At 39.4% G+C, this 26,539-nt stretch carries 27 protein-coding genes and 1 tRNA gene; 21 read left to right on the top strand and 7 right to left on the bottom strand.

All coding sequences use genetic code 11. The features are described from left to right. Positions 1-7 precede the first annotated feature (7 nt). Entirely contained in the window at positions 8-913 is a 906-nt protein-coding gene (locus tag ADM50_RS08600; RefSeq protein ID WP_049485341.1) for a DMT family transporter, read from the top strand. 44 nt (positions 914-957) lie between these two features. Here the strand turns inward: ADM50_RS08600 and ADM50_RS08595 are convergent, their stop codons facing one another. Next, the gene (locus ADM50_RS08595) at positions 958-2,241 is read right to left on the bottom strand and encodes a uracil-xanthine permease family protein (protein WP_000808290.1); all 1,284 of its coding nucleotides are present in this window, start codon (positions 2,239-2,241) and stop codon (positions 958-960) included. Between the two features lie 370 nt (positions 2,242-2,611). Next, complete coding sequence (rsmG, locus tag ADM50_RS08590; protein ID WP_000801957.1) at positions 2,612-3,325, bottom strand: 16S rRNA (guanine(527)-N(7))-methyltransferase RsmG; 714 nt, start codon at positions 3,323-3,325, stop codon at positions 2,612-2,614. 93 nt (positions 3,326-3,418) lie between these two features. Between rsmG and ADM50_RS08585 the strand changes: the two genes are divergently transcribed. The 3 genes from ADM50_RS08585 to ADM50_RS08575 all read left to right on the top strand — a co-directional run bounded on the left by ADM50_RS08585 (position 3,419) and on the right by ADM50_RS08575 (position 5,587). Next, the gene (locus tag ADM50_RS08585) at positions 3,419-3,979 is read left to right on the top strand and encodes a LemA family protein (RefSeq protein ID WP_000219838.1); all 561 of its coding nucleotides are present in this window, start codon (positions 3,419-3,421) and stop codon (positions 3,977-3,979) included. Position 3,980: 1 nt separating this feature from the next. Further along, positions 3,981-4,880, top strand: a complete 900-nt coding sequence (gene htpX / locus ADM50_RS08580) for a zinc metalloprotease HtpX (RefSeq protein WP_049485340.1) — start codon at positions 3,981-3,983, stop codon at positions 4,878-4,880. 107 nt (positions 4,881-4,987) lie between these two features. Beyond that, positions 4,988-5,587 (top strand): CPBP family intramembrane glutamic endopeptidase, encoded by a 600-nt coding sequence (locus ADM50_RS08575; RefSeq protein ID WP_239684807.1) that lies wholly within the window; start codon positions 4,988-4,990, stop codon positions 5,585-5,587. 190 nt (positions 5,588-5,777) lie between these two features. On the opposite strand, the gene ADM50_RS08570 is transcribed toward ADM50_RS08575, so the two are convergent. After that, the gene (locus tag ADM50_RS08570) at positions 5,778-7,337 is read right to left on the bottom strand and encodes an ATP-binding cassette domain-containing protein (RefSeq protein WP_049485338.1); all 1,560 of its coding nucleotides are present in this window, start codon (positions 7,335-7,337) and stop codon (positions 5,778-5,780) included. A gap of 331 nt (positions 7,338-7,668) precedes the next feature. Beyond that, on the bottom strand, positions 7,669-7,998 hold the full coding sequence (locus ADM50_RS08565; protein WP_049485337.1) for a hypothetical protein: 330 nt from the start codon (positions 7,996-7,998) through the stop codon (positions 7,669-7,671). 167 nt (positions 7,999-8,165) lie between these two features. On the opposite strand from ADM50_RS08565, the gene ADM50_RS08560 reads away from it, so the two are divergent. From ADM50_RS08560 to ADM50_RS08530, 7 genes are all read left to right on the top strand, one after another. Continuing rightward, positions 8,166-8,708, top strand: a complete 543-nt coding sequence (locus tag ADM50_RS08560) for a YceD family protein (protein WP_000773190.1) — start codon at positions 8,166-8,168, stop codon at positions 8,706-8,708. Beyond that, the gene (nth, locus tag ADM50_RS08555) at positions 8,709-9,338 is read left to right on the top strand and encodes an endonuclease III (RefSeq protein WP_049485336.1); all 630 of its coding nucleotides are present in this window, start codon (positions 8,709-8,711) and stop codon (positions 9,336-9,338) included. Between the two features lie 210 nt (positions 9,339-9,548). After that, the gene (gene pyrR / locus ADM50_RS08550) at positions 9,549-10,070 is read left to right on the top strand and encodes a bifunctional pyr operon transcriptional regulator/uracil phosphoribosyltransferase PyrR (RefSeq protein ID WP_049485335.1); all 522 of its coding nucleotides are present in this window, start codon (positions 9,549-9,551) and stop codon (positions 10,068-10,070) included. A gap of 18 nt (positions 10,071-10,088) precedes the next feature. Then, positions 10,089-11,012: an aspartate carbamoyltransferase catalytic subunit gene (locus ADM50_RS08545; protein WP_049485334.1), complete on the top strand. Its 924-nt coding sequence runs from the start codon at positions 10,089-10,091 to the stop codon at positions 11,010-11,012. 49 nt (positions 11,013-11,061) lie between these two features. After that, positions 11,062-12,141 carry a carbamoyl phosphate synthase small subunit gene (locus ADM50_RS08540; protein ID WP_000166847.1) on the top strand — a complete coding sequence of 360 codons (1,080 nt, stop codon included), beginning with the start codon at positions 11,062-11,064 and terminating at the stop codon, positions 12,139-12,141. Positions 12,142-12,589: 448 nt separating this feature from the next. Beyond that, on the top strand, positions 12,590-15,766 hold the full coding sequence (gene carB, locus ADM50_RS08535) for a carbamoyl-phosphate synthase large subunit (RefSeq protein ID WP_049485333.1): 3,177 nt from the start codon (positions 12,590-12,592) through the stop codon (positions 15,764-15,766). A gap of 217 nt (positions 15,767-15,983) precedes the next feature. Next, entirely contained in the window at positions 15,984-17,318 is a 1,335-nt protein-coding gene (locus ADM50_RS08530) for an Nramp family divalent metal transporter (protein WP_000100514.1), read from the top strand. A 117-nt stretch (positions 17,319-17,435) separates the two neighbouring features. Here the strand turns inward: ADM50_RS08530 and ADM50_RS08525 are convergent, their stop codons facing one another. From ADM50_RS08525 to ADM50_RS08515, 3 genes are all read right to left on the bottom strand, one after another. Next, positions 17,436-17,678, bottom strand: a complete 243-nt coding sequence (locus ADM50_RS08525; protein WP_000710762.1) for a type B 50S ribosomal protein L31 — start codon at positions 17,676-17,678, stop codon at positions 17,436-17,438. 163 nt (positions 17,679-17,841) lie between these two features. Beyond that, positions 17,842-18,711 (bottom strand): lantibiotic ABC transporter permease, encoded by an 870-nt coding sequence (locus tag ADM50_RS08520; RefSeq protein WP_049485332.1) that lies wholly within the window; start codon positions 18,709-18,711, stop codon positions 17,842-17,844. 107 nt (positions 18,712-18,818) lie between these two features. Then, the gene (locus ADM50_RS08515) at positions 18,819-19,763 is read right to left on the bottom strand and encodes a DHH family phosphoesterase (protein ID WP_049485331.1); all 945 of its coding nucleotides are present in this window, start codon (positions 19,761-19,763) and stop codon (positions 18,819-18,821) included. Between the two features lie 103 nt (positions 19,764-19,866). On the opposite strand from ADM50_RS08515, the gene ADM50_RS08510 reads away from it, so the two are divergent. From ADM50_RS08510 to ADM50_RS08465, 10 genes are all read left to right on the top strand, one after another. After that, entirely contained in the window at positions 19,867-20,310 is a 444-nt protein-coding gene (locus ADM50_RS08510; protein WP_001162125.1) for a flavodoxin, read from the top strand. 115 nt (positions 20,311-20,425) lie between these two features. After that, the gene (locus ADM50_RS08505) at positions 20,426-20,692 is read left to right on the top strand and encodes a chorismate mutase (protein WP_049485330.1); all 267 of its coding nucleotides are present in this window, start codon (positions 20,426-20,428) and stop codon (positions 20,690-20,692) included. Next, complete coding sequence (crcB, locus tag ADM50_RS08500) at positions 20,689-21,063, top strand: fluoride efflux transporter CrcB (RefSeq protein WP_049485329.1); 375 nt, start codon at positions 20,689-20,691, stop codon at positions 21,061-21,063. Before ADM50_RS08505 ends, crcB (ADM50_RS08500) begins: the two co-directional genes overlap by 4 nt. Further along, positions 21,057-21,386, top strand: coding sequence for a fluoride efflux transporter CrcB (gene crcB / locus ADM50_RS08495; RefSeq protein ID WP_049485328.1), 330 nt, complete (start codon positions 21,057-21,059; stop codon positions 21,384-21,386). The genes crcB (ADM50_RS08500) and crcB (ADM50_RS08495) overlap by 7 nt, the downstream gene beginning before the upstream one ends. 118 nt (positions 21,387-21,504) lie before the next feature. Then, positions 21,505-21,852: a 50S ribosomal protein L19 gene (gene rplS, locus ADM50_RS08490; protein WP_001068669.1), complete on the top strand. Its 348-nt coding sequence runs from the start codon at positions 21,505-21,507 to the stop codon at positions 21,850-21,852. Positions 21,853-21,894: 42 nt separating this feature from the next. Next, a tRNA-Arg gene (locus tag ADM50_RS08485) sits at positions 21,895-21,966 on the top strand. 345 nt (positions 21,967-22,311) lie between these two features. Continuing rightward, positions 22,312-22,920, top strand: a complete 609-nt coding sequence (locus ADM50_RS08480) for a hypothetical protein (RefSeq protein ID WP_049485327.1) — start codon at positions 22,312-22,314, stop codon at positions 22,918-22,920. Continuing rightward, a complete protein-coding gene (locus ADM50_RS08475; RefSeq protein WP_049485326.1) occupies positions 22,920-23,993 on the top strand; it encodes a DGQHR domain-containing protein in 1,074 nt (357 codons plus the stop codon). The genes ADM50_RS08480 and ADM50_RS08475 overlap by 1 nt, the downstream gene beginning before the upstream one ends. Positions 23,994-24,137: 144 nt before the next feature. Next, the gene (locus ADM50_RS08470) at positions 24,138-24,992 is read left to right on the top strand and encodes a DNA adenine methylase (RefSeq protein ID WP_049485325.1); all 855 of its coding nucleotides are present in this window, start codon (positions 24,138-24,140) and stop codon (positions 24,990-24,992) included. 3 nt (positions 24,993-24,995) lie between these two features. Then, positions 24,996-26,306, top strand: coding sequence for a type II restriction enzyme (locus ADM50_RS08465; RefSeq protein ID WP_049485324.1), 1,311 nt, complete (start codon positions 24,996-24,998; stop codon positions 26,304-26,306). Positions 26,307-26,539: the final 233 nt, after the last annotated feature.

Genomic DNA, 26,539 nt, shown 5'->3' with positions numbered 1-26,539 from the left:
GGGAAGCATGTCAAAAACCGTAAAAGGAACTCTGTATACAGTAGTAGCAGGGATTGCTTGGGGCTTGTCAGGAACCAGTGGCCAATACCTAATGGCACACGGGATTTCTGCTCTAGTCTTGACCAATTTGCGACTTATCATTGCAGGTCTGGCACTGGTATTTTTATCCTACTTGACTGCAAAGGATAAACTCTATGCTTTTTTAAAAGACAGAAAAAGCCTTTTATCTCTGCTGTTGTTTGCCTTGTTTGGGCTTTTCTTAAACCAGTTTGCCTATCTTTCTGCCATTCAGGAAACCAATGCTGGAACGGCGACAGTTCTCCAGTATGTATGCCCCGTTGGGATTTTAGTTTATACTTGTATGAAGGATAAGGTAGCTCCGACACTGGCTGAGATTATTTCGATTGGATTGGCTATAGGAGGAACTTTTCTGATTGCGACGCATGGGAAAGTTGACCAGTTGTCTGTCACACCCCTAGGTCTGTTCTGGGGCCTCTTTTCAGCCTTGACCTATGCCCTCTATATCATCCTTCCTATTGCTTTGATTAAGAAGTGGGGCAGTATTTTGGTGATTGGTGTCGGGATGGTTATTTCTGGTGTAGTGGCTATTCCCTTCACAGGAGTCTTACAGGCCAGCATACCGACTAGTCTAGATTTTCTCTTTGCATTTGCTGGGATTATCATCATCGGAACGGTCTTTGCTTATACAGCTTTCCTAAAGGGAGCTAGTCTGATAGGCCCTGTTAAGTCTAGTTTATTAGCTTCCATAGAACCAATTTCTGCCGTTTTCTTTGCCTTTCTGATTATGAAGGAACAGTTTTATGCGATTGATTTTGTCGGTATGGCTATGATTTTACTAGCCGTGACCATTATTTCATTGAAAGATTTACTGTTGGAAATAAAGAGTAAGTAACTAAAAAATCCACTCAATCGAGTGGATTTTTTGTGTATAGATGATTAGTCTTTATTTTCGTGTGGCAAGATCAAGTTTAAGATAATTCCTGTCATGGCTGATAGAGCAGTACCTGAAAGTGTAACTGGGCCAAGTTTGAGGATAGCTCCACCAAGTCCAAGTACCAACATGGCACTGGCGATGATGAGGTTACGCATTTGACTGAAGTCAACGCGTTCTTTAATCAAAACTTTTAGACCGTTGCTGGCGATAACTCCGTAGAGAAGGATGGACATGCCACCAAGCACAGCATTTGGAATGGTTGAAATCAAGGCAGTGAATTTACCTAGGAAGCTAAGAGCAATGGCGATGAAGGCCGCGTTACGGATAACAGAGACAGAAGCGATACGAGTCATCCCGATGACCCCTGTATTTTCTCCGTAAGTCGTATTAGCTGGTCCACCTAGGAAGGCTGATACAGATGTCGCGATACCGTCACCGAGAAGCGTACGGTGAAGTCCCGGTTCTTTTAGGAATTGACGGCCACAGATTTGGCTCAAAACTGTGTGGTCTCCGATGTGTTCTGAAATTGTTACGATAGCGATAGGCAAGATAGCAATGGTTTCAGGACCAAAGTATAAGTTGTACTCTTTAAAGGCACCACCAGTGCTAAATGGCAAGTAGAAACCAGGAATTTCAAACCAATTGGCTTGAAGGACTGGGGTAAAGTCAACCAAACCAAGCATCATAGCGAAGATATACCCACCGATGATGGCGAAGAGGAAAGGAATGATACGAAGGAAACCTTTTCCTTTTGTATTGATAAAAGCGGCAATCAAGAACGTCACGACAGCTACAAGAGCGTTTTTCCAGTTTCCGTCTGCTACGAGTCCAGCATTCGTTACAGCAGAACCAGCAAGACCAAGACCGATAACGATAATCATAGGTCCGATAATGATTGGTGGCAAGAGTTTATCAATCCATTTCGTACCTGCAAAACGAACACTTGCTGCTACAAGGACATAGACCAAACCAGTCAAGATAACTCCAGTTTGGGCAGCAGAGACATCGCCTCCCATTTCTTTCATGGCTAGAGACATAGCTGTGATAAAGGCGAATGAAGAACCTAGATAAACTGGAACCTTAAAGCCAGTAGAAATCATGTAGATAAGTGTTCCAATACCGGATGCAAAGAGAGCAACCGATACGGGCATTCCCAAAATTAAGGGAACGAGAATGGTTGCACCAAACATGGCAAATACGTGCTGGAAGCTTAGAAGAATTCCTTTACCAACAGAAGGACGTTGATCAACGTCTAGTAACAAGTCAACAGTTGATTCCTGTTTCATAAAAACCTCACTTTTGGGCACCAAAAAAGAGCCCATTATTTTGCAGCAATAGGCCCTCAGAGTAAGACTTTTTAAAAAATAGTTATCTTTTAAAAATTTATATAAATCTGCGCCTTCGTCACCTCACAGGATGACATTAAAAACCTTTGCTTAGGATAGTATAGCAGAAAAAATTCGTTTTGTAAACGAATTTTTCCCGAGCCCAGAAATACGAGAGCGAGGTTGATTTTGTAAATCATTTTTTCCCAAGCCCGGAAATGCGAGAGCGAGGTTCGTTTTGTAAACGAATTTTTCCCGAGCACGGAAATGCGAGAGCGAGGTATGATTTTGTAAATGGTTTTCTGAATTTTAAACAAGGGTGCACCATTGTTTAAAGTGGGCGTTTGTTGGGCATGCCAGCCTTTCTTGGATACTTGTTAGGTGTTTCCTTTTTCTTTTCGACCACAGTGATGTAGCGAGGATCTCCATTTGGCAGGGCATAGCTGAGGTTGTCCTCTACCTTACTAAAGAGGAGGTTAAGGGCATTCTTGGCTTCTAGCAATTCCTCAGGAGCATTGCTGGCCTTGAGTGCCAATAGTTTTCCGCCAACTTTAAGATAGGGAATGGTCAGCTCAGACAAAACCTGCATACGGGCAACCGCACGAGCCGTCACCACATCAAACTGGGCACGGAAGTTCTTGTCTTGGGCAAAGTCTTCTGCCCGCCCATGGTAGAAGTGAACACCATCCAAATCCAACTCCTGAGCCAAAAGTTGAAGGAAATTGATGCGCTTATTTAGCGAATCAATGATGGTTACATTTAACTGAGGATAGAGGATTTTCATAGGAAGGCTGGGAAATCCTGCCCCTGCTCCGATATCAAGAAGTTTGATAGTTTCATTTGAAATCAAGCCTTGTAGGATGGGTGCAATCGAATCATAAAAGTGCTTAAGGTAGACTTCTTCTTTATCCGTAATAGCGGTCAAATTAATCCTCTCATTCCACTCGACCAAGAGTTCAAAATACCGTTCAAATTGGTTCTTTTGCTGGTCCGAAAGTGGAAGATTTTGCTCAGCTAGTAGGCTGTAAAATGTTTCTGGTTTCATAGTCGTTTCCTTCTCTAGTATCACCTTATTTTACCATATTCATTAAAATTTTGATATACTGGTAGTAATCTAAAAGCAGAAAGGAATAAGATTATGACTTGGATTATTCTTGGAGTTTTGGCTCTGATTGTTATTTTTGTGATTGTTAGCTATAACGGTTTGGTTAAAAATCGTATGCAGACCAAGGAGGCTTGGAGCCAGATAGATGTTCAGTTGAAGCGTCGTAATGATCTCCTCCCAAACTTGATTGAAACAGTCAAAGGCTATGCCAAATATGAAGGTTCTACCTTGGAAAAGGTGACAGAACTTCGTAGACAAGTAGCCGCAGCAACTTCACCAGCTGAAGCGATGAAGGCCAGTGATGCCCTTACCCGCCAGATTTCTGGTATCTTTGCAGTAGCAGAGAATTACCCAGACTTGAAAGCTAGTGCCAACTTTATCAAATTGCAAGAAGAGTTGACCAATACAGAAAATAAAATTTCTTACTCACGCCAACTCTACAACAGTGTTGTCAGCAACTACAATGTAAAACTTGAAAGCTTCCCAAGTAACATCATCGCAGGACTATTTGGCTTTAAAGCTGCAGACTTCCTTCAAACACCTGAAGAGGAAAAGGCAGTTCCTAAAGTTGACTTTAGCGGTTTAGGTGACTAAGATGTTGTTTGATCAAATTGCGAGCAATAAACGAAAAACTTGGATTTTGTTGCTGGTTTTCTTCCTACTCTTGGCCTTGGTTGGTTATGCGGTTGGCTATCTCTTCATGCGCTCAGGTCTTGGTGGCGTGATTATTGCCTTGATTATTGGTCTTATCTACGCTCTGACCATGATCTTTCAATCGACAGAGATTGTCATGTCTATGAATGGGGCGCGTGAGGTTGATGAGCAAACAGCACCAGACCTCTACCATGTAGTAGAAGATATGGCCATGGTGGCCCAGATTCCTATGCCGCGTGTTTTCATCATTGAGGATTCTTCTTTAAATGCCTTTGCAACAGGTTCGAATCCGCAGAATGCAGCAGTCGCAGCCACTTCGGGCCTTCTAGCTATCATGAATCGTGAGGAGCTAGAAGCTGTTATGGGGCATGAAGTCAGTCATATCCGAAACTACGATATTCGCATTTCGACCATTGCTGTCGCCCTTGCCAGTGCCATTACCCTTCTGTCTAGTATGGCAGGACGGATGATGTGGTGGGGTGGCACTGGTCGCAGACGGAGTGATAATGATCGTGATGGAAATGGTTTGGAGATTATCATGCTTGTTATCTCTCTCTTAGCCATTGTTCTAGCACCTCTCGCAGCAACCTTGGTGCAACTAGCCATTTCCCGTCAGAGGGAATTTTTGGCGGATGCATCCAGTGTGGAGCTGACTCGCAATCCTCAAGGGATGATCAATGCACTGCGCAAGTTGGAGAATAGCGAGCCAATGCATCACCATGTCGATGATGCCAGCAGCGCTCTTTATATCAATGATCCGAAGAAAGGTGGCGGACTTCAAAAACTCTTTTATACCCACCCGCCTATCTCAGAACGAATCGAACGCTTGAAACAAATGTAAAAAAATCCAGAGATGACCTCTGGATTTTTGCTTTTAGTATCTCACTTTTAACTTGTTATCTCACCAAAAAATAGTATAATATATGTAATTCTATATAATTGAGGTGAATGATGTATAAGCGCTGGATGACGTTTTTCTTGATTTTGATTTTTATGCCAATTCATTTGAGTATAGCAGAGAAAATCATGAGAATAAATTCATTACCGCTATCCATCCTTTTTACCCTTGTTGAACTTGCATTATTTTTATATGTAGGAAAAAAGTATGACTTGTTTCACATTCGGAAAATCTGTCTAAAAGATATTTTAAAATGTTTTCTTTCATACGCCTTACTTTTCCTGTTTTATATTATGGTCAATTTTTTAGGTCCTACCCAATCAGACACAACTCAAGCTGTGCAAAGTTTTTCACTTTCATGGTCTGTACTTTTTGTGGATCTCTGTGTTTTGGCACCTGTCACGGAGGAAATCTTTATGCGAGGTATGTTACAGGGGATAGTATTTAAGAATACATATTTTGGATTGTTTGCCACATCTCTTCTTTTTGCTTATCTTCATGGTCCCTATACTATTCCTAGCTTTATCAGCTATTTAGGTATGGGATTTGCATTTGGGGTAAGGTATAAGACTTCTGACAACCTATGGAATTCCATTCTTTTGCATGTCCTCAATAATCTGGTTGCATTTTGCTTTTTGTATATGAGATAATGATGCATTAGAATGCTTTGAGCTGTAAAATAGTAAAAAATGATTTCTAGCTTATATAATTTAAACAAAAGTCAGAGCATAATCTGTCACGTAAAAGACGCCAGAAGCGCTCTTTATATCAATGTTCCCAAGAAAGACGTGTGTAAACAAAATCCAGAGATCGTCTCTGGATTTTTGCTATGTTCAACATTTATAAATCTTGTAAATCAACAACTTCCAAACCACGATCTGTCAAACGATAGATACTCGTACAGACCTCTTTTAAGAAGCGTCTGTCATGCGAAACAGTGATCAGACCGCCGGGATAGGAGGCAAAGAGTTTTCTGATTTCGGGTTGAGAAGTGGGAGAAAAGTTTCGTGTGGGCTCATCCAGAAGGAGATAGTTTGGTTTGCGCAACACTAAATCTAAAAGTAGGAGTTTACCTTGTTGCCCACCAGATAGGGAGCGAATTTGGTGGTGCATCTCTGGATAGCTGAAATTGAGACTGGCTAGGTGAGATTGGATTTTCTGTAGTTCTTCTTTTTCCCCAGTTTTGCTGAGATAGGCTACTGGAGATAAATTCAATTGCAGTTTTTTATGGTAATCTTGTGGCATATAACCAAGTGAAATTTCTCTTTTGGCGCTTAGTAGTTGCTGCAACTTGGCTAACAGAGTTGATTTCCCAACACCATTTGGCCCGATGATACCGATTTTATCTTGGCCACGGACAGTGAGTTGTATCCCCTGAACTAAAATGCGCTCGCCAATGGATAAATTTTCTTTTTCCAGTTGGATTAAGACTTTAGAAGCCGGTAATGGTTGGATGTCTGAAAAGAAAAGTTGGATTTGTTCCTCTTCAAGTGGTTTTTGGGTCATGGACTGAGCTTCCTTTTCAAAGCGTTTTTCTTGAGAGAGAACAGTTTTCATCTTTTTAGCCAATAGGCGACCGGCAGTACTGTCTTTGGTAGCTCGAAGTACAGTTTCTACATTTTGCTTGACGCGACGATGCTTTTCCATGGTTTTGTCATAGGCTCTCTGGTCGTTAGCAGCTTGCTGACTTTGCCTTGCAAAACTAGCCTTTCTCTGCTCACTATAGCGATCATAGTCTAAATGCTCGACTAGCGTTTCCGCTTCTTTCCGATGCTTGACCAGCCGCAAGTGGACAATAGTATCTGCCGTATGAGAAAGAAAGTCTTCATCATGGGAAATGAAAATAACAGTTTGACTAATCTTTCGAATCTGCCTTTTTAGCCAATCAACCGTCTCAAGGTCAAGGTCATTTGAAGGTTCATCTAAAAATAGAATCTCAAAAGGTTTTGCTAACTCGTGAATGAGCTGAATTTTCAAAGCTTCGCCCCCTGATAGACTGCCAATTTCTTGGTCGCTAGCAAAACGGTCGCTATCAAAGTGCAACTCCTCCGCCAAACGATAAAGAATACTGTAGTCTAAATCAGCAGAATCCAAAAACAAGTAGTCGTGTAGAGTCCTATTTTTCAGAATTTCAGGGATTTTTTGAGGAATGTAGGCCAGTGATTGAAGGTCAGACTGGATGTCGCCCCTGATAGTAAAATCAGATAATGCTTCTCCCATTAAAGCTCGTAGTAAAGTCGATTTACCATTTCCTTCTTCACCAATAATAGCAACCTTTTCCCCGTCTTGGATAGTCATGGTTAGGTCAGATACAAGATCTCGTAGATCTTTGTTTTGCGTGATAGTTAGATGATTGATTTTTATCATATTGTTGCCCTTTCTAGAATGTCGATAGTGCATAACAAAAAGCTCTACTTTATCTAGTAGAGCCCAAAGTCACTGTCAAAACTCTATTATCCTCGTTGAAAAACTCGTCAAACTAGCTTGGAGCTGCCTAACCCAACCCAAGAGGAGCATAGCTTTCTAGTTTTTTGATTTTCAATGGGGACAAGATACTAGAAAATCTAGTATAAAAAGAGCACACAAAAAGAGACAAAAACAAGATCTACTAAATAAAGTTTCTTTATTTGATAGACTTAGTTGTTCATGTCTCCCTTACCTCCGAGTATTAGTACCTCTATCCTATACCTTTAAGGAAATTTTGTCAATAGAAAATCCAAAATTCTAAACTCTAAAATCCAAAAACAGGTCCATAAAGAGTTAGTACGTGTTTGACATGCTCGTAATGGAACTTGTCATAGTTGCGCCAAGCGGTGCGTGCTTGATCGTTTAGTTTTAGGCTCCCCAGTCCGATCAGTAGACTGGTACGTTGGTAAAACTTCTCAAGGTCGATTAAGATACTGTTGTCAAGCTTTTCCGCTTTTTTAAGTTCCTTGAGAGTGCTGTTCAGCAGTTCTTGTAGACGGAAATCATCGGCTGTACCCTGTTTGCAACTTTGGTAGCTTTTATTTAACTCGGATAGGAGTTGGTAAGCTTGGTTGATGAGTGCTTTGTCTTCCATATGAGCATCCTCCTTGCTCTGATGTATTCTTGCCTATAGTATAGCACTAATCAGAAAATATGTCATAGTAAATATATTAAAAATGAGATTTTAATATCAAAGTTTGGAAGGCTGACTTGTAGCCTTTTCATGGTATAATCAAGTGAGTAAATCTTTATGGAGGAAATATGAAGTTAAATATTCAAGAAATTCGTAAGCAACCTGAAGGCCTGCATTTTGAACAAGCTTTAGACCTGGCAGCAGACTTGCGTAAACGAAATCAAGAAATTTTAGATGTCAAAGATATCCTTGCAGTGGGAAAGGTGCAGTACGAAGACCGTCTGTATTTCTTAGACTATCAGTTGTCATATACCATTGTTCTTGCTTCCAGTCGTAGTATGGAACCAGTTGAGTTGGCTGAGTCTTATCCAGTCACAGAGGTCTTCATGGAAGGAGCGACCAACCAACTGGACCAGGAGGTTCTTGATGATGACTTGGTCTTGCCTATCGAAAATGGGGAAATTGACCTTGCTGAGAGCGTAGCAGATAATATCTTGCTCAATATCCCAATCAAGGTCTTGACAGCTGAAGAAGAAGCTGGCCAAGGTTTTGTGTCAGGAAATGACTGGCAAATCATGACTGAAGACGAATATCAAGCCCAACAAGCAGTCAAGAAAGAAGAAAACAGTCCATTTGCTGGCTTGCAAGGACTATTTGATGGAGACGAGTAGATGGTTTTATCCAAGAAACGTGCCCGTCATGTCATAGAGGAAATTATTGCCCTTTTTCCAGATGCTAAGCCTAGTCTTGATTTTAATAATCATTTTGAACTACTGGTTGCAGTGATGTTGTCAGCTCAGACGACAGATGCAGCGGTAAATAAGGCGACGCCAGGTCTCTTTGCTGCTTTTCCAACGCCGCAAGCCATGTCTGTCGCAACTGAGAGTGAAATTGCTTCACACATTTCTCGCCTGGGACTGTATCGAAATAAAGCTAAATTTCTTAAAAAATGTGCCCAACAGTTACTAGATGATTTTGATGGTCAAGTGCCTCAGACTCGAGAGGAATTAGAAAGTCTAGCTGGTGTTGGTCGTAAAACAGCTAATGTTGTCATGAGTGTGGGGTTTGGAATTCCTGCTTTTGCAGTGGATACTCATGTGGAGCGGATCTGTAAGCATCACGATATCGTTAAAAAATCAGCTACGCCACTTGAAGTAGAAAAACGTGTCATGGACGTTCTGCCACCAGAAGAATGGTTAGCAGCTCACCAGGCCATGATTTACTTTGGAAGAGCTATCTGTCATCCTAAAAATCCAGAATGTGACCACTATCCCCAGTTATATGATTTTAGCAATGTTTAAGCGGACTCTGAAAAAGTTTTTTCTTGATTTTAAGGGTGCTTTGTGCTATAGTAAATGATAACTAAATAGTCCTTTAAACCTGTCCCGTGAGGCAGGCAAGGAGCGCGATAAAGTAGAAGGGTGAAGTCTATACTGTTTACAGTAAGGCTCGCTTGGCTATACATTTCAAGTCTCCTTGTAGAAGGAGACTTTTCTTTTTGGAGGTTTGTCATGAAGGCAAAAGAAGTTGTAGACGAATTGACTGTCAAACGAGCGATTACGCGAATTACTTATGAGATTATCGAGCGCAATAAGGATTTGAATAAAATTATCCTAGCTGGGATAAAAACGCGTGGTGTTTTCATTGCTCATCGTATCAAAGAACGCTTGGAGCAGTTGGAAAATATCACTGTTCCTGTTGTGGAATTGGACACCAAACCTTTCCGTGATGATGTTAAAAGCGGAGAAGATACTTCTTTGATTTCTGTTGATGTGACTGACCGTGAAGTTATTTTGGTGGATGATGTACTCTATACAGGCCGTACCATCCGTGCTGCTATCGATAACATTGTTGGACATGGTCGTCCTGCGCGCGTGAGTCTTGCGGTGCTAGTTGACCGTGGACATAGAGAATTGCCTATCCGTCCAGATTACGTTGGGAAAAATATTCCAACCAGTCGTTCTGAAGAAATCATCGTAGAGATGACAGAACTTGATGGCCAAGACAGAGTTCTGATTACTGAAGAAGCTTAGAAAGCTGAAGGAGTAGCCATGTCAGAAAATCAACAAGCATTGAACCATGTGGTGTCCATGGAAGACCTCACGGTTGATCAAGTGATGAAATTGATCAAACGAGGGATCGAGTTTAAAAACGGAGCCCAACTTCCCTACGAGAACAAACCTATCGTATCGAATCTCTTCTTTGAAGATTCTACACGGACACATAAGTCCTTTGAAGTGGCAGAGATTAAGCTGGGGCTGGAACGACTGGACTTTGATGTGAAGACTAGTTCGGTCAATAAGGGTGAGACATTGTATGATACCATCTTGACCCTATCTGCTCTAGGAGTGGATGTCTGTGTGATTCGCCACCCAGAGGTCGACTATTACAGAGAGTTGATTGCGAGTCCGTCGATTACGACTTCCATTATCAATGGTGGTGATGGTTCGGGACAACATCCTAGTCAGAGCTTGCTTGATTTGATGACTATTTATGAGGAATTTGGTCACTTTGAGGGTCTCAAAGTTGCCATTGCAGGCGACTTGGACCACTCACGCGTTGCCAAATCCAATATGCAAATTTTGAAACGCTTGGGTGCTGAACTTTACTTTGCAGGTCCTGAGGAATGGAGAAGTCAAGAGTTTGCGGACTATGGACAGTTTGTAACTATTGATGAGATTGTTGATCAGGTGGATGTTTTGATGTTACTCCGCGTTCAACATGAACGCCATGATAGTGGAGCAGTTTTTTCAAAAGAAGACTACCATGCTCAACACGGTTTGAACCAAGAACGCTATAATCGCTTAAAAGAAACAGCAATCATTATGCATCCTGCTCCAGTGAATCGAGATGTGGAAATTGCTGACCACTTGGTTGAAGCACCAAAATCACGCATTGTCCAACAAATGACCAACGGTGTCTTTGTTCGGATGGCAATCTTAGAATCCGTATTGGCGAGTAGAAACGCCAACTAAAACACAAGACGTTAAAAGACGCCAGTGAGCGTCCACGAGAGGTGAAAATATGACAAAAAGACTTCTAGTATTAGAAGATGGCACAGTTTTTGAAGGCAAGGCCTTCGGAGCAGATATTGATGTAACAGGCGAAATCGTCTTTAACACAGGGATGACCGGCTACCAAGAATCCATTACAGATCAGTCTTATAATGGACAAATCTTGACCTTTACCTATCCTTTGGTAGGAAATTATGGAATAAATCGTGATGATTACGAATCCATCATTCCAACTTGTAAAGGAGTTGTCGTTTTCGAAGAGGCGCGTCGAGCTAGCAACTGGCGCAACCAAATGACCTTGGATGAATTTTTGAAAGCCAAGAAAATTCCTGGTATTTCAGGGATTGATACGCGTGCACTTACTAAGATTATCCGTAAGCATGGTACCATGCGTGCAACCTTGACCCATGTTGGAGACAGTATGGACCATGTGACGGACCAGCTGCAAGCAACAGTCTTGCCGACAGACAATATCAAACAAGTTTCTACTAAAACTTCCTATCCAGCTCCTGGAGTTGGTTTGAGTGTGGTCTTAGTAGACTTTGGGCTCAAGCACTCAATCCTACGTGAACTTTCTAAGCGTAATTGTAACGTGACGGTTGTTCCGTATTCAACAACGGCAGAAGAAATTCTTCACCTAAATCCTGATGGAGTTATGTTGTCAAATGGTCCAGGTAACCCAGAAGATGTTCCAGAAGCACTGGACATGATTCGTGGTGTGCAAGGGAAAATTCCAATTTTCGGAATTTGTATGGGGCACCAACTTTTTGCTATGGCAAACGGTGCTAAGACCTACAAGATGAAATTTGGTCACCGAGGATTTAACCACGCGGTACGTGAGATTGCAACAGGACGTGTAGACTTTACTAGCCAGAACCATGGTTATGCAGTTAGCCGTGAGGACTTGCCAGAGCACTTGATCATTACCCACGAAGAAATCAATGACAAGTCAGTTGAAGGAGTTCGCCACAGATACCAACCAGGTTTTTCTGTACAATTCCACCCAGATGCAGCTCCCGGTCCACACGACGCTAGCTACCTCTTTGACGAATTTATCGAGATGATGGAAGCTTTTAAACAAGCAAACTAAGAACGAGTAAAAGCTCTTCGGAGAATTTATGTAACTGAACACGGACGGAAAGCTCGGAATTTAGAGAAACCAACTTGGATTGTCAATCCTTCCTTGGTTTCCTAAAATTCAATCGCTTTCTATTCGTCCTTTGTATCTTATTTAATGTCGCTCTGTGAGGCGACGAATAGAAAGGCAGGTCGTTTCTTTTAGTCGCTATCAGGCGAACTAAAAACTCCCTGCACTAGATTTTTTATCGAAAAATATCGTTTCGCTAAAAAATCGTCGGAGAATTTATTTAATGGCAACCTGAGAGTTGCCGAATAGAAAGGAGAAGGGTGGTCCGTATTTGCTGAACTGAATACGGGCTACGGACGGTGCTAAAAAGATAGTTATTCCTAGAACTGATAGTTCTTCGTCATAACTCCTATTTTAGCTTGGTCCGCTTGACGCCCTTAATATCTTATAAATGCCTAAACGTACTGATATTCAAAAAATTATGGTGATTGGTTCTGGTCCGATTATTATTGGTCAGGCTGCTGAGTTTGACTACGCTGGGACCCAGGCCTGCTTGTCGTTGAAAGAGGAAGGTTATGAAGTTGTCTTGGTGAACTCAAATCCTGCAACCATCATGACGGACAAGGAGATTGCGGACAAGGTCTACATCGAACCGATTACACTTGAGTTTGTGACACGTATTCTCCGTAAGGAACGTCCAGATGCTTTGCTTCCAACTCTTGGAGGTCAGACAGGGCTCAATATGGCCATGGAATTGTCTAAAAATGGTATCCTAGATGAGCTTGGTGTCGAACTTCTAGGTACTAAATTGTCTGCCATCGACCAAGCGGAGGACCGTGACCTCTTTAAACAATTGATGGAAGAGCTTGAGCAGCCAATCCCTGAATCTGAAATTGTCAACACAGTTGAAGAAGCAGTGGCCTTTGCAGCAACAATCGGATACCCAGTCATCGTTCGTCCAGCCTTTACCCTTGGTGGTACTGGTGGTGGTATGTGTGCCAACGAGGAAGAATTGCGCGAAATCGCTGAAAATGGGTTGAAACTGTCACCTGTTACCCAATGTTTGATTGAACGTTCAATCGCAGGTTTCAAGGAAATCGAGTATGAAGTGATGCGCGATTCAGCTGACAATGCCCTCGTTGTTTGTAACATGGAAAACTTTGACCCAGTTGGGATTCATACAGGGGATTCTATCGTATTTGCTCCTGCACAAACCATGTCAGACTATGAAAACCAAATGCTACGTGACGCGAGCTTGAGCATTATCCGCGCACTCAAGATTGAAGGTGGGTGTAACGTTCAGCTGGCCCTTGATCCGCATAGCTTCAAGTACTATGTTATCGAAGTAAACCCTCGTGTATCGCGTTCGTCAGCCCTTGCTTCTAAGGCGACAGGTTATCCGATTGCCAAATTGGCTGCCAAGATTGCCGTTGGTTTGACCTTGGATGAGGTCATCAACCCAGTCACAGGTTCAACCTATGCCATGTTTGAGCCAGCCCTTGACTACGTCGTTGCCAAGATTCCACGTTTCCCATTTGACAAGTTTGAAAAAGGGGAACGTCGTCTTGGTACCCAGATGAAGGCGACTGGGGAAGTCATGGCCATTGGTCGTAATATCGAGGAATCTCTTCTTAAAGCTTGTCGCTCCCTTGAAATTGGGGTTCACCACAATGAAATGCCGGAGCTTGCAGATGTTTCAGATGATGCCTTGATTGAAAAGGTTGTGAAAGCCCAAGATGACCGTCTCTTCTATGTATCAGAGGCTATTCGCCGTGGTTACACTCCAGAAGAAATTGCTGAATTGACTAAGATTGATATCTTTTATCTTGATAAACTCTTGCACATCTTTGAAATTGAGCAAGAATTAGGTGCCCATCCACAAGATCTAGAAGTCTTGAAAACAGCTAAACTCAATGGATTTTCAGACCGTAAGATTGCGGAACTCTGGAAAACGACAGCTGACCAAGTTCGCCAACTACGTTTGGAAAACAAGATTGTTCCAGTCTATAAGATGGTCGACACCTGTGCGGCAGAATTTGACTCTGAAACACCGTATTTCTATTCAACCTATGGATGGGAAAATGAGTCTATCAAGTCTGATAAGGAATCCGTCCTAGTTCTAGGTTCAGGTCCAATCCGTATCGGTCAAGGGGTTGAGTTTGACTACGCAACCGTTCACTCTGTTAAGGCTATTCAGGCTGCTGGTTATGAAGCCATCATCATGAATTCAAACCCAGAGACCGTTTCAACAGACTTCTCGGTATCTGACAAGCTCTACTTTGAACCGTTGACTTTCGAAGATGTTATGAATGTTATCGACTTGGAGCAACCAAAAGGCGTTATCGTTCAGTTTGGTGGTCAAACAGCCATCAACCTTGCGGAACCTTTGGCAAAAGCAGGTGTGACCATCCTTGGTACCCAAGTCGCTGACTTAGACCGTGCCGAAGACCGTGACCTCTTTGAACAAGCCCTTAAAGACTTGGATATTCCACAGCCACCAGGACAAACAGCAACTAATGAAGAAGAAGCTGTGCTTGCTGCTCGCAAGATTGGTTTCCCAGTCCTCGTTCGTCCATCTTATGTCTTGGGTGGACGTGCTATGGAAATCGTTGAAAACGAAGAAGATCTTCGTTCTTACATGCGTACCGCTGTTAAGGCCAGTCCAGACCACCCAGTCCTTGTTGACTCTTACATCGTTGGGCAAGAGTGTGAAGTTGATGCCATCTCAGACGGGGAAAATGTCCTCATCCCTGGTATCATGGAGCATATCGAACGTGCTGGTGTCCACTCAGGTGACTCAATGGCCGTTTACCCGCCACAAACCTTGTCGCAAAAGGTACAGGAAACCATCGCAGACTACACCAAACGCCTAGCAATCGGCCTCAACTGTCTTGGGATGATGAACATTCAGTTTGTCATCAAGGATGAAAAAGTTTACGTTATTGAGGTCAATCCACGTGCCAGCCGTACGGTTCCATTCCTTTCTAAGGTAACCAATATTCCTATGGCTCAGGTAGCGACCAAGCTCATTCTAGGGCAAAGTCTTGAAGAACTTGGCTACCAAGATGGACTTTATCCAGAAAGCGCTCGCGTTCATATCAAGGCGCCAGTCTTCTCCTTTACGAAACTAGCTAAGGTAGACAGCTTGCTCGGTCCTGAAATGAAGTCAACAGGGGAAGTCATGGGTTCTGATACTACTCTTGAAAAAGCTCTCTATAAGGCCTTTGAAGCTTCCTACCTACACTTGCCAACCTTTGGAAATGTTGTCTTTACCATCGCTGATGATGCCAAAGATGAAGCCTTGGACTTGGCTCGTCGTTTCCAAAATATCGGTTATGGTATCCTTGCGACAGAAGGGACAGCAGCCTTCTTTGCCAGTCATGAACTGCAAGCTCAACCTGTTGGAAAGATTGGTGACGATGAACAGGATATTCCAAGCTTTGTTCGCAAAGGGAAAATCCAAGCGATCATCAATACTGTCGGAACCAAACGAACTGCTGACGAAGATGGTGAGCAAATCCGTCGTTCAGCCATTGAACACGGTGTGCCACTCTTTACAGCCCTAGATACAGCTAATGCCATGCTCAAGGTGCTAGAAAGCCGTAGTTTTGTCACAGAAGCGATCTAGTTGAGACAGAATTTTCACAGTTTTAAAGCCAGCGTCAGAAAACGCTGGCTTTTACAATACTGATATTGTTTATTTCAACTATCATTTGTTTTCTTAGGAATCATTCTAAAATGTGATATAATAAGGAAGAATTGGAAATAGGAAACTATTTTCATTATATTTTCAAAAACTCCATTAAGAAAATAAGTAAAGACAGATTAGAAAGTGTAAAATTCCGATGTCTTCTTACAAAAAAGTCTCTCTTTCTGAGATCAACCAATCTATTGAAACTCCCAATAACAATCATTTTTGGCAAAATCTAAAAGCATTTTTAGGACCTGGCGCTCTTGTAGCAGTTGGTTATATGGATCCTGGAAACTGGATTACCAGTGTGGTTGGTGGTGCTTCCTACAAATATAGTCTCTTATTTGTTATTTTGATTTCATCCATCATTGCTATGCAGTTACAACAGATGGCTGGAAAGCTCGGTATCGTGACTAGGATGGACCTAGCACAGGCAACAGCTCATCATGCTCCCAAATGGCTTCGCTATAGTTTATGGGTGATTTTAGAATTAGCTTTAATGGCGACAGACTTAGCCGAGGTTCTAGGTTCAGCGATTGCCTTAAATCTTTTATTTAAAATACCGATTATGGTCGCTATCCTCTTAACCGTTTTAGATGTATTTCTTTTGTTGTTGTTGATGAAATTTGGCTTCAAAAAAATTGAAGCCATTGTTACGACTCTTATTTTAACCATATTAGCCATCTTTACCTATCTGGTAGCTTTATCCAATCCAAGTATTCAGGGTATCTTTGGTGGTTATTTACCGACTTCAACTTTATTTGAAACACCGTTACCAGGTCATGAAAGCCAATTAACCTTGGCTCTAGGAATTGTGGGAGCGACAGTCATGCCCCATAATCTCTATCTTCATTCATCCCTATCCCAAACAAGGAAAATCAATCACAAAGATAAGAAGGATGTTCGAAAAGCTGTGCGTTTTATGACCTGGGATTCAAATCTTCAGTTGTCCCTAGCCTTTATTGTCAATTCCTTGCTTCTTATTTTAGGGGCATCTCTCTTTTTTGGTCATGCATCTGAAATTTCGGCATTCTCCCAAATGTACAATGCTTTACAGGATTCGACAATAGCAGGAGCGATAGCCAGCTCAACTCTGTCAACTTTATTTGCCCTAGCCCTCTTAGCAAGTGGTCAAAATTCTACCATCACAGGCACCTTGACAGGACAGATTGTCATGGAAGGTTTCTTGCATCTGAAATTGCCTCAGTGGATTATTCGTATCGGTACCCGTATTTTTGCCTTGCTACCTGTGATTATAGTCGCCGTCTTGTTTGGACATCAAGAAAAAACCTTGGATCAGTTATTGGTCTATTCACAGGTTTTTCTGTCAATCGCTCTTCCGTTTTCAATCTTCCCCTTAATTTATCTGACCTCTAAGAAGTCACTGATGGGAGAATTCACCAATGCCAAGTGGAATACAATCCTAGGTTACGCAGTTTCAATCATCTTGACCATTCTCAATATCAAGCTTCTTTTCGATATTTTTTAAACTCGTTTGAAATCAATTATAGTGTCAGCGTGAAGGTTGACAACATAGAAAGTAGTAGTGATTGGTTCATAAAAAGAAGTACAAAAAAAGAACAGTGGTAACTGTTCTTTTTTATCATTATTTGAGACCGTATTTTTTGTTGAAACGATCCACGCGTCCATCTGCTTGAGTGAACTTTTGACGTCCAGTGTAGAATGGGTGTGAGTCTGATGAAATTTCCACACGGATCAATGGGTAAGTTTCGCCTTCGAACTCAACAGTTTCGTTAGAGCGTTTTGTTGAACCGCTAAGGAATTTGTAACCAGTAGTTGTGTCCATGAAGACAACTGGGCGATATTCTGGATGGATATCTTTTTTCATTTTGCAATATTTCCTTTCTGCCATGGTCTCTTTGCGAGCCATAGATTGTTACCTTACTAGTCTATCAGATTCTGATAAGTTTGGCAAGTCTTTTCCCTGATTTTATTAAAAATCTTGATAAAAAATCACTCCAGTGTTTACTGGAGTGAGGGTAGAAGAATGATTAGTTCTCTTGATTTGGAGCTTTTTCTTCTTGTTGATTTTTTACTTCTGTTTCTTTTACTGGTTCTGCGTTTTCTTCTGCTGATTTAGCCTCTTTTTCAGTTTTAGTAGGTTCTGTTTCTGTTGATTCTGTTACAGTTTCAGCTTCAGCCTCTGTTTCTGTTGGTTCGGCTACTGGCTCAGCTTCTGTTTTTGTTTCAGATTCAGATTCAGTAGTTTCTTCTTTTACTGGTTCTGCGTTTTCTGCTGCTGATTCAGCTTCCACATTAGCTGGTTCCTTAGCTTCTTCTTTTTGCTCGGTTTCCTCTTTAGCTGTCTCTGTTTTATCAGCTGTAGTTTCTTCTTTTTTACGTTCTTGAGATTCTTTTTTGATTTCTTCGACCGCAGTTTTAACGGTAGAGCTTGTTACACGTCCGACAGTTTGAGCAAAATCTTTACCAGACTCAGCTAATTCAGTAAATGACTCTTTTGTAATTTTACCACCTGACATTGCCAAGAGACCAGTTACAACTAGTGCAATGCTAGCAAGAATAGCCAAAATCAAACCAAAGCCGATTGAAATGCCGTATCCACCAAAGTTAGACATGTACTTATTTACATTAAAGAGACTATTTAGTGTGACGAGAGTTGCAATTGCACCCGCAACAATGACACCAATTGAGAACCCTTTAGGCATTGCTTTATTCATATTATTCAAGCAAGCAAGAACAATAGACACAATAGCCGCGATAATGACAAACCAACCATCACCTTGGTAACCATTCACGCTATAGGACCCAAAAGAACCTGCATTTAAACTAGCCCATGGCAAGAGTGAACCAAGAATGGCTACTCCAGCAGAAATGAGAATATACAAACGATTTTTTTCCATTATTAAGTCTCCTTTTATTCAGTTTGATTTATTATACCATAAACTGAGGTACAAAGAAACCGTATATTTTAAGAATCTAGCATATAAAAGGCCAAGAAAATTCTTTCTTAGCCTTGGTGAATCTGTAGAGTTTCTTTCAGTTCTTTATATATTTGTTCGTTTTCTTCTAGACTATAGGAATTGGCACCACTGGCTAATGGATGCCCTCCCCCATCGTGTCGTTTGGCTATCTCATTGATAGGGATGATTTTACTGCGCATTCGCACACGGAAGTGGCCATCAGCTTGTTCAACAAAGATAGCCCAAGCCTTAACAGTATCAATTCGGCCAGGTGCTCCGACAATTGCCGCTGTTTCAGCATCCGTAACCTTATATTTTTCCAAGATGTCTTGAGTAAGCAGAACGCGTGCAGCCCCATTCTCATCAACTTCTAAGAGATCATAAACATACCCTTGCAATTTTGCAATCTTGAAGCTCATGGTATCCATTTGACGAGATAATCCAGCAAAGTCAAAATCAATTTCTCGGAGCTGGCCAGCTATTCTAAAGGTACGGGCACTAGTTGACGGGTAGAGAAAACGCCCTGTGTCCCCGACAATTCCTGCATAGAGAAGTCGTGCCGCTTCACTAGACAAAGCTAGCTGATTTTCTTGAGCAAATAATGCAATCATCTCACTGGCACTGCTTGAACTTGTATCCACCCAAGATAGGTCACCATAGATATCATCGTTTGGATGGTGATCGATTTTGATGGTGAAAGCAGCTTGTTCGTAGCGTTTATCATCGATACGAGGACAATTTGCTGTATCACAAATAATAGCAAGAGCTCCTTGGTAGTCACTGTCTTGGACAGTATCCATTTCCGCCATCCAGGTTAGAGTTGGTTCGTTATAACCGACCGCTTTGATAGTCTTTTCTGGAAAATGGTGTGTGAGAAGAGCTTTCAAGCCCACTTGACTCCCTAAAGCATCAGGATCTGGTTTCATATGACGATGAATGATAATGGTATCGTATTCTTTGATTTTCTCTAATATTTGCTGGCAAATTTCCATAAATAACCTCAATTCTTTCTCATTTCATTGTAGCACAAGAATTTTTATTTTTAAAATGAAAAAGATATGATATAATGGAGAAAGATAAATTGAGGAGGAAGATATGGCATTAGCAAAAATTGTATTTGCCAGTATGACCGGTAATACCGAAGAAATTGCAGATATTGTAGCAGATAAATTGCGTGACTTGGGCTTGGATGTCGATGTGGATGAATGTACGACTGTTGACGCTTCAGACTTCTTGGAGGCGGACATCGCAATCGTTGCGACTTATACTTACGGTGATGGAGAATTGCCAGATGAGATGATGGACTTCTACGAAGATCTAGCAGATCTCAACTTGAATGGCAAAATCTACGGAGTGGTCGGTTCAGGAGATACCTTCTACGACGAATTCTGTAAAGCTGTTGATGACTTTGATCGTGTTTTTGTAGCGACAGGAGCAGAAAAAGGTTCAGAGTGCGTTAAAGTGGACCTCTCTGCTGAAGAAGAAGACATCGAACGCTTGGAACAATTCGCAGAAGAATTGGCTGCAAAAGTAGGATAAGAATCAAACTGCGCTGACTGGAAGGAGTCAGTGCAGTTTTTAGTAGTTAAACTAGATTTTACTAGCCTATTTGGTGGCTTTTTGATACAATAATTCAAATAAAGGAGGAGACTGTATGAACTTAGATATTATTCGGCAAGAAATTGATCAAATCGACGACCAAATCGTTAAGCTCCTAGAAGAACGAATGCATTTGGTTGAGGGGGTTGTCGCTTATAAGAAATCCTCAGGGAAACCTATTTTAGATACTAAGAGAGAAGAAGTTATTTTTGAGAAAGTCAAAAATCGAGTAGAAGATAAGCGCTATCAGGAGACCATTGTTGCAACTTTTTCAGACATACTCAAACGTTCGCGTGATTATCAGGATCAAAACATTAAATGAAAAAAGAACAATTTTATCCGCTAGGAATTTTTCTGGCTGCAATGGTGGGAGGCCTTATCCGCTATCTCATTTCCACTTGGTTACCAGCTAGCCCAGACTTTCCTTGGGGAACCCTTCTCGTCAATTATCTGGGAATATTCTGCCTGGTCTATCTGGTAAAAGGCTATCTGGCCCATAAGGGAACTAGTAAAGGCTTGGTTTTAGCGCTGGGGACGGGATTTTGTGGTGGCCTGACAACCTTTTCTAGCCTAATGCTTGATGCTGTGAAATTGCTCGATACTGGGCGTTATCTTAGTTTAGTCCTGTATTTGATTTTTAGTATTGGTGGAGGTCTACTCTTGGCTTATGTTCTAGGGAGGAAGAAATGGTAATCGTTTATCTTGCAATCGCCTGCGGGTTCGGAGCCCTGGTGCGTTATTTCTTTTCCCGCTATAATCAAGCTTCTAAATTGCCACTAGGAACTCTCATTGCCAATCTTCTAGGATGTTTTTTAATTGGCCTACTTTACAATCATGTGGAGTCCAAGGAAGTCTATGCTATCCTAGCGACAGGTTTTTGTGGAGGGTTGACGACCTTTTCAACTCTGAATGACGAGCTGCAAAAACTGTTAAGTGACAAGAAGGTATTTTATAGCTATTTCCTCTTAACTTACATAGGCGGGTTTCTAGCGATTTTTTTAGGAATTCTGCTATAAATTCCTTTACTTTTAGGTGGAAATATGGTAAACTGTCTCTTGTGTGTAATGGACGCACAAAAATACAGTTTATCCGCTGAGGAGGATTCCTCAAGATTGACAAAGATAGGAGAATAAAATGAATCCATTAATCCAAAGCTTGACTGAAGGTCAACTTCGTACAGATATCCCATCATTCCGTCCTGGTGACACTGTTCGTGTACACGCGAAAGTTGTCGAAGGAAACCGTGAACGTATCCAGATTTTTGAAGGTGTTGTTATCGCACGTAAAGGTGCTGGCATCTCAGAAAACTACACAGTTCGTAAAATCTCTAACGGTGTAGGTGTTGAGCGTATCTTCCCAATCCACACTCCACGTGTTGAAAAGATCGAAGTTGTTCGTTACGGTAAAGTACGTCGTGCGAAATTGTACTACTTGCGTGCTCTTCAAGGTAAAGCAGCTCGTATCAAAGAAATCCGTCGTTAATTCGACAAAAAAACTCTGCTTACCCAGCAGGGTTTTTCTCTAGCTCCCTTAGTTCAATGGATATAACAACTCCCTCCTAAGGAGTAGTTGCAGGTTCGATTCCTGCAGGGGGCATTTTTAGTAAAGTAAAGAAGAATAAAGAATATTCAAAGTGTTAGTTTAAAGGCAATCATCACAATTTTGTTTTTTTAAATAGGTTAGTATTTTGAGTTTTTTTGACCAAACCATGACCAAAATTTGACCAAAAATATTTTTCACTTAATAAATATAGAATAAAGTGGATCAGGAAGCTGGTCTATTTTATTTTGTATTCTATATTTAGTCTTTAAAAATATAATAATATTATTCTTTAAAGTTTCTACATTTTTTGCTATAATAGTAGCTAATATAAATATTGATTAAGTGTAGAATTTTAATAAACTATGTAGTATTAAATTTAGTTAGGGAGAAAGATTAATTATGAATGAAAAGAAGCAAAATAATTTTTTTCTATTTCCTTTTAAAATTTTAAAAAAAGATAGAATTGTACTGCTTTGGATTGTAACTACTCTATTAGCAGGTTTTTTTACAAATTTTTCACAATTATTGCGTGGAGAAACTATTGAGGATTCATTTAAACAAGGAAATATCTATATTTTTTCGATTACATTGTTAATTACAGTTCTTTCTGATGCAATTATATATCTGTTATCAGAAGAGAAGAAATCAGAGGCAAATAGAAAACTGAGTGAAACAAATATTGAAAATGATAAATTGTTACCTGTTATAGGCAAGACATCAATAACTAGTTATCTTTATGTTATAATAGTTTTTATATTTGTAATGCTTATTACATCTTTACTGTTATATTCAGGTATATACAGAACTGATTATTGGATTCAAATTTTGATTGCTGTAATTTCAATATATGGTACTTTCTTTTATTATTGTTTAAATAGACTTATACAATACCCTCAAAATTTTGAAGATTATTTGGAAATGGAAAATAAAGAAATGGAAAAATTAGATAAGAATAATGAAGAAATTAAAAGCTTTAAGGATGATACAGGGAAGGATGTGAGTGTATAATGCAAAAAGAAATAAAAGTAATAGAAATTACACAACCTATAGGAACATTTTACCTTGGAAAAATTGATTCTAGTGATTTGATAAAAGGTTCTTATGTACGTCCTAGAAGAGACAATGAAGGAATTCAAAGAGACAGATCTGATAAAAGGGTAATGGAAATCGAATCATATTGCAAGGATCCTGATGCTACTTTCCCTACACCAATAATATTATCAGTTGATTCTTCATTTTGTAAATTGAAGAATGGTGGTACTCTTATCGAGTATAATGATGACAATTGCATTTTCGAGATAATTGATGGACAACATCGAGTAGAGGGAATTAGCCGAGCAAGCAGTAGTTCAGGATTCAGATGTGAATTACTTGTTGTATTAATGTTTGATCTAACTGAAGAGGAGAAAGCATATGTATTTTCTACAATAAATAGTAATCAAGCAAAAGTTGATAAATCTTTAATCTATGATTTATTTGAACTGAGTACAAAAAGAAGTCCATTAAAAACTTGTCACTATATAGCTAGAATTATGAATTCAAAACACACATATCCTTTTTATCAGAGGTTGAAGATGTTAGGTAAAAGAGAACGCGGATCAAACACTTTATCTCAAGGGACTTTTGTAAAAGGATTAGTTGAACTAATTTCAAAAAATCCTCAGGAAGATATGATTCGTATAAAAAATGGCGATAAATTATTGCCAGATGAGAAATTACCACTACGAAATTTCTTTATAAATGAGAATGATGATATAATTTTGAAAATCCTTAAAAATTATTTTACTGCTGTGAGTGTAGTTTTTGAAAAAGAGTGGTATTCAAATGACTATATTTTGACCAAAACAACTGGATATTTAGCGTTAATCAAGGCTTTTGAAAAATTTTATAATTTTGGTATGGAACAAGGAAGATTAGATGAGGAGTTTTTTGTAAACATTTTTAAGAAGATAAAAGATATTTTTGAACGTAAACATATTCAACTTATTTCTGAAGAATTTCAAGCTGGTGGAGTAGGCCAAAATCGTTTGAAAGGTGAGTTTGAGGATGCACTCATGCAAATTTCAAACTCAGAATTTTAAAATAGATAAATAAAATGGATCAGGAAGCTGGTCTATTTTGTTTTGTATTTGTTACTTTAGTTTTTTCAGCATTTTTAGAGTTCGCTGAATGAAAGATTTAAGTGAAATATGATATAATTAAAAGATACGAGGTCATATAAAAAAATGAAGAAAAATATACTTGTTGCACCTGTTCTTAAATGGGTAGGTGGAAAACGACAACTAATTTCAGAAATTGAACCTTTAATTCCTAGAAGGATTTCTACTTATGTTGAGCCTTTTGTTGGTGGGGGTGCAGTATTGTTTCATCAACAACCAAAGAAGGCAATTATCAATGATTACAATCAAGAATTGATGAATGTTTATCAGGTGATAAAAGATGATCCTGATGGTTTAATAGATGTTTTAAAAAGGCATAAAGAATTACACTCTGAAGAATATTTTTATGAAATTCGCTCTTTAGATCGTAGTGAGGATTATGAAAAATTTTCAAATGTAGAAAAAGCTGGACGAATTATTTATTTAAATAAAACTTGTTATAATGGTTTGTTTAGAGTTAATAGAGCAGGTTTCTTTAATACACCTTATGGAAAGTATAAGAATCCTTCTATTGTGAATGAAGTGACTATTAAAGCTATTTCAAATTATTTTAATTCAGCGAATGTTAAATTTTTAACTGGTGATTATAAAGAAGCGTTAAAAAGGTTAAGAAGGGGTGCATTTGTTTATTTTGATCCCCCTTATATGCCTATTTCAACTTCTTCTAGTTTTACTGGGTATACAGAACATGGTTTTGACTATGACAAACAAGTAGAACTTAGAGATGAGTGTTTAAAACTCCATAAAAGAGGGGTTAAATTTTTACAATCTAATTCTTATTCTCCTGAAATTTTAGAATTGTATGCTGATAAAGATGTGTTTAATATTGAAATTGTGCAAGCAAGACGAAGTGTAAATAGTCAGTCAGATAAAAGAGGAGAAATTGCTGAGGTTTTAATTTATAATTACGAAAAAGAGTAGGTTATGGGAAAAATAAACGTTTCAGACGCTTGGCAAGTGTTAATTGATAAGTATGATATTTTAACAGAAATATCTAATAATGGTTTTTTTAAGATTTCTGCTTCGCAGATAAAGGAAGTAAAAGAACCTAGATTGATGGCAAAGTGGGATAGTTCAGAACAGTTGCCAAGTAGTCTAAAAAAGAATGAGATTAGTATTCTACCTGATAGCAGAAGTTCGTATATTTTAAGTGATTTCTTGTTGTATCAAAAACTGCCTAAAGTAGTAGAACATGTAAAAAATATGGCAACAGTTGAATTACCTGACTTACAAACCATTGATGTAGATAATATTACTTCTAAAGCAAATGCCATAAATGTATTACAGATTTCAGGAATACTAGAAGATTTTCTTGAACTGGATTCAGATGATGTTTTATATGGAACTTTTAATGGTAGAATGTCATCAGGGGAATTTGATTTTAAAGTTGATACAGTAGGACAGATTCAACTAGGAGTAAATGTAGATAGAGCGCAAATAGAAATTGATGGTGGTTTTGAATCGAACCATTGGGTTGTGATCCTAGAGGCAAAAAATGTACTGCATGAGGATTTTCATATTCGTCAACTTTATTATCCGTATAGAACTTGGGAAAGTAAAGTTGATAAACCTATACGTTTGATATTTTCAATTTATACAAATAAAATTTTTCGTTTAATGGAGTATCGTTTTAAAGATAAAGGGAATTATTCTTCAATAGAATTAGTTGGAACTAAAAACTATTCTTTAGAAGATACTTCTATTACGTTAGATGAAATAAAAGATGTCTATGATAGCATTGAGGATATTGAAGTTATTAGTGATAATATGAATGGTGAAAGTAGTGTTCCATTTATACAGGCTGATAACTTTGAAAGAATAGTTTCTTTGTTAGAAAATATGTATGACAATCCAATGACAAGTGAAGAAATTATTGAATTGATGAAGTTTACAATTCGCCAAAAAGAATATTATTTTAATGCTGGTAAATATTTAGGTCTATTTCAAAGAATAAAAGAAGATAAAGTTACAAAATACGGCTTGACTAATGTTGGTGTGGCTGTTTATAAAAAGAGTTATAAAGAAAGACAGTTAGAATTAGTCAAGTTAATTTTATCTCATAGAATTTTTAGAGAATTATTTAGAGAAATTATAGAAACAGGTATGATCCCAGATAAAGGTAGAGTAGTTGAACTTGAATTGGAATATAATGTATGTAGTATAGATGTAGCTTCAAGGAGAGCGACTTCTGTTATAAGTTGGCTAAACTGGATTTTTAATTTAGTAAATATATAAAAATAAGGAGCGTTGATTATGTTTGGAAATGATCAAGAAGTTATTATTCAATCTAGTGGTTATAATGGAAGTGAACCGACTAGGATATGTCCAAATTGTGGAATTGAGAAACCGTTAAGTGATTTTGGTTATAGAAATATGGGTGGTGGTACTATTAGAGTGCAGTCGTGGTGTAAAAAGTGTAGATAGTGTATGATAAATACTCAGGAATAATTTTCACTCAATGAATATAG

Source organism: Streptococcus oralis (genome assembly GCF_001075675.1).
In the GTDB taxonomy this organism is placed as follows: Bacteria; Bacillota; Bacilli; order Lactobacillales; family Streptococcaceae; genus Streptococcus; species Streptococcus oralis_V.
The sequence above is the reverse complement of the archived record's forward strand: the minus strand, read 5'-3'. Positions and strand labels throughout refer to the sequence as shown.

Coding starts and splice junctions, on each gene's coding strand:
- ADM50_RS08600 (WP_049485341.1), top strand. CDS start 8: ATGTCAAAAACCGTAAAAGGAACTCTGTATACAGTAGTAGCAGGGATT.
- ADM50_RS08595 (WP_000808290.1), bottom strand. CDS start 2,241: ATGAAACAGGAATCAACTGTTGACTTGTTACTAGACGTTGATCAACGT.
- rsmG (WP_000801957.1), bottom strand. CDS start 3,325: ATGAAACCAGAAACATTTTACAGCCTACTAGCTGAGCAAAATCTTCCA.
- ADM50_RS08585 (WP_000219838.1), top strand. CDS start 3,419: ATGACTTGGATTATTCTTGGAGTTTTGGCTCTGATTGTTATTTTTGTG.
- htpX (WP_049485340.1), top strand. CDS start 3,981: ATGTTGTTTGATCAAATTGCGAGCAATAAACGAAAAACTTGGATTTTG.
- ADM50_RS08575 (WP_239684807.1), top strand. CDS start 4,988: ATGATGTATAAGCGCTGGATGACGTTTTTCTTGATTTTGATTTTTATG.
- ADM50_RS08570 (WP_049485338.1), bottom strand. CDS start 7,337: ATGCACTATCGACATTCTAGAAAGGGCAACAATATGATAAAAATCAAT.
- ADM50_RS08565 (WP_049485337.1), bottom strand. CDS start 7,998: ATGGAAGACAAAGCACTCATCAACCAAGCTTACCAACTCCTATCCGAG.
- ADM50_RS08560 (WP_000773190.1), top strand. CDS start 8,166: ATGAAGTTAAATATTCAAGAAATTCGTAAGCAACCTGAAGGCCTGCAT.
- nth (WP_049485336.1), top strand. CDS start 8,709: ATGGTTTTATCCAAGAAACGTGCCCGTCATGTCATAGAGGAAATTATT.
- pyrR (WP_049485335.1), top strand. CDS start 9,549: ATGAAGGCAAAAGAAGTTGTAGACGAATTGACTGTCAAACGAGCGATT.
- ADM50_RS08545 (WP_049485334.1), top strand. CDS start 10,089: ATGTCAGAAAATCAACAAGCATTGAACCATGTGGTGTCCATGGAAGAC.
- ADM50_RS08540 (WP_000166847.1), top strand. CDS start 11,062: ATGACAAAAAGACTTCTAGTATTAGAAGATGGCACAGTTTTTGAAGGC.
- carB (WP_049485333.1), top strand. CDS start 12,590: ATGCCTAAACGTACTGATATTCAAAAAATTATGGTGATTGGTTCTGGT.
- ADM50_RS08530 (WP_000100514.1), top strand. CDS start 15,984: ATGTCTTCTTACAAAAAAGTCTCTCTTTCTGAGATCAACCAATCTATT.
- ADM50_RS08525 (WP_000710762.1), bottom strand. CDS start 17,678: ATGAAAAAAGATATCCATCCAGAATATCGCCCAGTTGTCTTCATGGAC.
- ADM50_RS08520 (WP_049485332.1), bottom strand. CDS start 18,711: ATGGAAAAAAATCGTTTGTATATTCTCATTTCTGCTGGAGTAGCCATT.
- ADM50_RS08515 (WP_049485331.1), bottom strand. CDS start 19,763: ATGGAAATTTGCCAGCAAATATTAGAGAAAATCAAAGAATACGATACC.
- ADM50_RS08510 (WP_001162125.1), top strand. CDS start 19,867: ATGGCATTAGCAAAAATTGTATTTGCCAGTATGACCGGTAATACCGAA.
- ADM50_RS08505 (WP_049485330.1), top strand. CDS start 20,426: ATGAACTTAGATATTATTCGGCAAGAAATTGATCAAATCGACGACCAA.
- crcB (WP_049485329.1), top strand. CDS start 20,689: ATGAAAAAAGAACAATTTTATCCGCTAGGAATTTTTCTGGCTGCAATG.
- crcB (WP_049485328.1), top strand. CDS start 21,057: ATGGTAATCGTTTATCTTGCAATCGCCTGCGGGTTCGGAGCCCTGGTG.
- rplS (WP_001068669.1), top strand. CDS start 21,505: ATGAATCCATTAATCCAAAGCTTGACTGAAGGTCAACTTCGTACAGAT.
- ADM50_RS08480 (WP_049485327.1), top strand. CDS start 22,312: ATGAATGAAAAGAAGCAAAATAATTTTTTTCTATTTCCTTTTAAAATT.
- ADM50_RS08475 (WP_049485326.1), top strand. CDS start 22,920: ATGCAAAAAGAAATAAAAGTAATAGAAATTACACAACCTATAGGAACA.
- ADM50_RS08470 (WP_049485325.1), top strand. CDS start 24,138: ATGAAGAAAAATATACTTGTTGCACCTGTTCTTAAATGGGTAGGTGGA.
- ADM50_RS08465 (WP_049485324.1), top strand. CDS start 24,996: ATGGGAAAAATAAACGTTTCAGACGCTTGGCAAGTGTTAATTGATAAG.